General features: G+C 48.1%; 4 protein-coding genes. All 4 read right to left on the reverse strand.

The window, feature by feature from the left end; translation table 11 throughout:
* Positions 1–356: 356 nt before the first annotated feature.
* A complete protein-coding gene (locus DCC24_RS11780) occupies positions 357–1,478 on the reverse strand; it encodes a YbfB/YjiJ family MFS transporter (protein ID WP_110100093.1) in 1,122 nt (373 codons plus the stop codon).
* Positions 1,479–1,496: 18 nt separating this feature from the next.
* Positions 1,497–1,865: a carboxymuconolactone decarboxylase family protein gene (locus DCC24_RS11785; RefSeq protein WP_110100094.1), complete on the reverse strand. Its 369-nt coding sequence runs from the start codon at positions 1,863–1,865 to the stop codon at positions 1,497–1,499.
* On the reverse strand, positions 1,846–4,749 hold the full coding sequence (locus DCC24_RS11790; protein ID WP_110100095.1) for an FAD/NAD(P)-binding protein: 2,904 nt from the start codon (positions 4,747–4,749) through the stop codon (positions 1,846–1,848). Before DCC24_RS11790 ends, DCC24_RS11785 begins: the two co-directional genes overlap by 20 nt.
* 597 nt (positions 4,750–5,346) lie before the next feature.
* On the reverse strand, positions 5,347–5,455 hold a 109-nt coding region (locus DCC24_RS12705; RefSeq protein ID WP_369860340.1), incomplete at its 5' end, for an integrase core domain-containing protein.

The raw sequence follows: 5,455 nt of genomic DNA on the forward strand, positions 1-5,455 counted from the left end.
AACGGACGACTCGAACACCTGCGCGGATCCGCCCTGGGCTTCCGGAATCTCACCAACTACATCGCCAGGTCCTTGCTCGAGAGCGGAGGATTCAAGCCCCGTCTACACCCTCGATTGTGAAGAGCCACCAAACAGGGGTCAGGTCCTAGCTGGGCTGCGTAACGAAATTTCTGAACTAAAAGAGGAAAATAGTCTTCTAAAGAAGAAGGTAGATTAGTCGAGTTAGTATTAGCTTTGTTTGTGACTTCATTCGGGGGTGATATGTGTCTTCTATAATGAATAGAAGGTTTCGTATATATTTTGTTCCTTGGAAGGTGTGATGATATCTGCGCTGCGCCCGAGATGTCGAATATGAATTATAACCTTGAAACCTTAATTGTTGCCATACCGATGATGATAGCAATGGTTGCAATGATAAATGATATGCGGATTGAGTTTGATAACAGCACTCCAATGACCGCCGGGCCGACAACTTGTCCTAGGCTATACCAAGTCGTTAAACGGGCAGCTCCTCCGTTTATTCTATAAGCGAGTCCCGTTGAAATAGTAAGCATCGTAATCCCCATGAAAGTAGCACCAAAAAGAATGGCAGCAACCATCAGTAAAACAGTCGAATTGCCAAAAGTGGCGGCAATTGCTCCAGCTACTTGGAGTGTATAACAGCCAAGTAATGCACGACGTCGGCCAAAACGCTCTGCAAGCGCTGACCAGAAATAGGGAGAGGGGATTGCTGCGACGCCAGCTACGGCCCATGTGATGGCAGCTGCTGATGAGCCGAAAACAGGGCCGGCCAGCACAACGAGAAATGTGCCAATAATAATGTATCCGAAGCCTTGAAAAAAATATCCCACATTCAGTAATCGAAAAGCTCGATGAAGTTCTGGAGTGGATCGTTCCGTAGAACTGGCCAGTACCTTGCGATCCTTAGTCTTCTCTTCAGAGCCAATGGGCCAAGTCCAGGCGACGATGCTAAATAACGCACTGATTAGGGTAGCGATACCCCACAAGTGTGTCCATGCCAAGGTTTGACCTAGTGACCACACCGTTAGTCCAGAAACGGTAATGCCTAAGCCAACACCACCATAAACAAAGCCAACTAGAGAGGGGGACTGCACACTCTGGGTAACAAACTGGGTGATGCATACAAAAATGAATGCAGACACTATGCCGGCTAAGAACCGTAGTAAAGCATGCATTCCTGGACTATCTGTCAACGCCATTGCAGCAAGCAGTAGAGTTGAAAATATTAAGGAACTGCGATAAAGGGTTCTCGTTTTAGATAGCCAGTTTTTAGAAAGGGTCAAAGAACCGAGCAGATAGCCGAGATAATTTGATACTGCAATCCAGGACGAGATGGAACTTGACCAGTGTAAAGCTGCCATCATGAGGGGAAGCAGTGGCGTATAGAAGAACCTGCCGATCCCCATTGCCACTGCAAGTCCAAGTGCGCCTTGAATGCTTGAATACGTTGCTCTCATCTATCTGAATCCGGTTACTTATTGCTCTTCCGTAGCGATGCGTTGGGCAATTCTAGCTCCCTCCACTGCTGTAGGCATTCCTGAATAAACACCAGAATGAAGGATCGCTTCGATAATCTCTTCGAAGCTACACCCATTTCTTCTAGCTCCGCGAATATGCGTTTCTAGCTCTTGATGCCGGTCAAGGGCTGCCAGAATAGCTACTGTGATTAGACTGCGAGATTGCAAAGACAATTGTTCGCGCGGCCAAAGAAAACCCCAGGGAGTATTTTCCAAAAGTTCCAGAACGGGCCGTGCGGGTTCCCAACCGTTGAGCGTATTGTTGACGTAGTTGTCGCCTAGAACCTGTCGACGGATTTGATCGGCGTTATTGTTTCTTTCGCTCATGAAGGTCCTCCTGAATGCTTGAAGCGATTGCGTCTGCATCGTGAATAATTACAGAGTTTACAAACGGACGTATAGTGGCAGCGGTTCCCCACTGTAGGCCCTCGAGGGGAATCCCGTATGCATAGAGAGAAACGCTTTGTTCGCTTTCAGACTGCACCCTGAAACTGTGTGGATCCACATCAATTGCCCCGGATACACAGGGGGTATTTTTAAAATAGTGCGGCCTGATAAGGCCAAGTGATGCAGCTGAAACGATGAGCGGATCTGCTGTATTTTGAATAGATGATGTTGGTAATCTTGCTTCCACTAGAGCCGTTGCTTCTCCTTTCTCTTGTGGCATCGATGGATTGAAATAGTCAACTTTTCCGTTTGACTCATCTAGGGAGATGATTGGATCAGCAGGGAGCACAGTTAAGATACCCGCTTTGATTAGAGCTTGCATTTGTTCCAGTCTTTGGATCGGGGGGCCAATAGAAAGGAAAGCGTTAGTAGGGCTATACCTAGCTAGGAGTTCTTCCTTGAAGGACTCTCCCGTTATACGCCCGTATTGAACGCATTCGCGAACCTCGTTTCTAATGTCTCTAAGTACGTCTAGTGCAGCTTTGAGTGGCCCGGATTTATTTCCCTTTTCTGCCTCGGCGATGTCATTTTCAATCTTCGAAGCGACTGTGTCCTGGTAGTCGCGGAGCTTCTCTCCAGGGGAGTTGGTCCACTTTGCCTGAAAAAGCTCACCCCAATCCAAGGTCTCTGTATATCCTTGGTTGTGTCGCCATTCAACTAGACTGTGGCCTCCTTGCTTTGCAAGGCTAACAAGAGACTCTTCATCGTAATCGGCGTTGTTTGCTTCGAGGAGCGAAATTGTGAAAGCTAGTTCAACTTCCTGAGCGATTCGGGGCCAGACGTCTACAGAGAATATAGCGTTCGAAAGAGTAGCAGCGTAATCTTCGGTTAGGATTCGTGGAACCCATCGTTCGTCAGGACGTTTTTGGTTTTTTCCACGGGCGTGGTGGGGTGCTCCCTTTCGAGAACATGCGATGATATGTGGTTCTTTCCCGGAAGGTATGTAGTGCTTTCCGTGTGCATTTTCTCTAAATTGCCCACCTCTTCCTTCCGTTAGGAGGATCATATAGTCGAAGAAGGTGAGGCCCATGCCTCGGAGGATGATTGATTCTCTTGTGGGGAGCTTTGCAGCTTTTTGGATAGATGCGTCCCCGCTGGGAAGATAAGTTACTGTCGATTCCTTAGCTTTTTTAGAAAGACTCTCTTCCTTTCCGGAGAGATTCTGCGAAGTGTGGCCTAGAGACAGCACTACAGATTTAGCTTCTACACACCCTCCGAGACCGTCGTGTATGAGAAGTGAATCCTCCCTCTTTTCAAAGGATACTGCTCGCCTAGCGACCAGTTCGATTGGGGAATATTCCCTTGAGTCCTTAAGTAGTTGATTCACTGACCATTGAAGATAAGCACCATAGAGAGCGCGAGAACTATAAGTATCCTCGGTGGCGGAGCTTGCTTCTGCTAGCAGTACGGGGTCGGAAGATAAGAATTCTCGAGCATCGTTTGATTTAAGCCAGTCATAAAATGTGGGTCCAGTGGCATGTTGGCCGGAAAGTCCCGCAGATTCGTCGGGAAAAGCTGACAATTGTGCTGTAACAGTATTCATGAGCAGCAATTGACACTGATAGGGGCTCCAAACTTTACCCGATCCAAAGCCGTTATCGTCATACCAGACAATATGGATTGACTTGTTTGAGTTTTTGTCCTTGATGCCTGAAATGAGTCTTTCAATGATGGCCATTCCTCGTGGTCCACCACCGATTACAGCTACGTCTGTATGTGAAAAACTTACTTTGGACGATTCTTGCGCTTGTGAGTATGGTAAGAGTTCGTCAATGATTTGTTTGGCATTTGCTTCTCGGCAATTAGCGAATCCTTCGCCTGCCCAAAGGTTAAGATATTCGGGATCCTTTGCGTTATTGGCCTCAGCTCTCATTCCCGCAGTTAAGTAGTGGATTTCGGGGTAGATGTAGGGCGCCTGTGGTGTGAATGTTTTGGTGAATGTATTGGAAATTGCTCGAGCCGGTTTCCCGGAGAAGGCATGGGTAATAACAGTTTTTCGGTTAGTTAGCTCCAGAAGTGCATGCCGGTGTGTGTCTTTTGTGCCTGCTTCCTGTGCAGTGAGGAAACGAGTCCCTACGATTACTGCGGTTGCGCCGGATCTGAGTAGGTCTAGTGTATCTTCTGCTGTACCTACGCCCCCGCCGGCAAATACAGGTTTTTCTGTCTTCGCTACTGCATGGTGCAGGAGAGTTTTTGCATCGTAGGAAGATCCCTCTATGTTATTGTCTAGGACTGTTGCCCGGTGACCGCCAGCAGCCTTTCCTTGAAGAGACAGAATATCGCAGTCGAGCTGGATGATGTGATCGATTTCTCGTGGAGTTGTGGCATTGAGAACTACTTTCTTGCCTGCTCGACGAATCGTTTTTAGCGTATTTGCGTCAGGGTATCCGAAAGTTAAGGAAATGAACTTAGCGTTGGACTTCAGCGCAATATCGAGCTTTCGATCGTAACGATCATCTGACCACTTAGGGCGTGAAGGAAAATCGGAGTAACTTACGCACTTTTTAGTCAGTGCCTGATGATACTTAGAGTATTCGGCGTGCTGGTCAGAATTGGGATGGGAAGGGTAGAATAGGTTGATCCCGAACGGCTGAGTGGTTAAAGACTCAACAATGCCTACTTGTTCTTCAAGCTTTTCTGGAGTGAGGTAGCCGCCGGCGAGAAAGCCTAACCCGCCCGCATTGGTTACTGCTGCGCATAGCTCAGGAGTTGACGGCCCTCCTGCCATAGGCGCAAGAACGATAGGTTTTTCGAACAGAGCCACTGTAGATCCTTTCCAAGTGAATGTGGTGTGATGTGCATGGGATAAAAGCGAGCATTGGTGGTGCTTTGAGCGCTTCTAGCGGTTTGCTATCTTGCTTGGATAGGGGGATTGGCTTTTGGATGTAAAGTTTTCACGTTGGCCTCACGGCGGAATGGTGTTAGTTCCCTGTGAGATGGTTTCGACATCCGCTGTAATCAAGGCGCTGTCACTATTTTACTATAGATTCATGTTCTTAGCAGAGGGTGAGAAAATGGGGGTTGAGGGTCAAAAAGGGGATGCGGACGAAATCTTGGAGTATTTTCCGCATGTCTAAGATTCGATACACGAATACGCAGCGACTTAAGGCGCTAGAAGTATTCGACAAGACTCAATCTGCCACAAAACCGTCCGCGAGTTGGTTACCCAGGCCGTTGGACGCTCCACCGCTGGATTGGACAGCGGTTTGAACCGCCATCTTTGAATTGTCCCAGGTTTTGTTCCGTTTGAGTAGATGGGAAAGTCTGGAATATGCCAAGAAAATTTGACTAGGATGCCTAGGACCGTGTGGTCCGTCTCGTGGAAGATCGTGGGGTGGCCTAAGAATTAGGTCCACTTGGTTTAAGCGTTGACCGTGTTTTCTTGTCTCCATTGTTCCGCATACTGCCGCGGGCTGAGGTAGCCCAGTGATGAGTGCGGATGGAAGTCATTGTAGCGCCGTGACCATTGG

The sequence above is a fragment of the Auritidibacter sp. NML100628 genome (assembly GCF_003185985.1).
Lineage (GTDB): Bacteria > Actinomycetota > Actinomycetes > Actinomycetales > Micrococcaceae > Auritidibacter > Auritidibacter ignavus.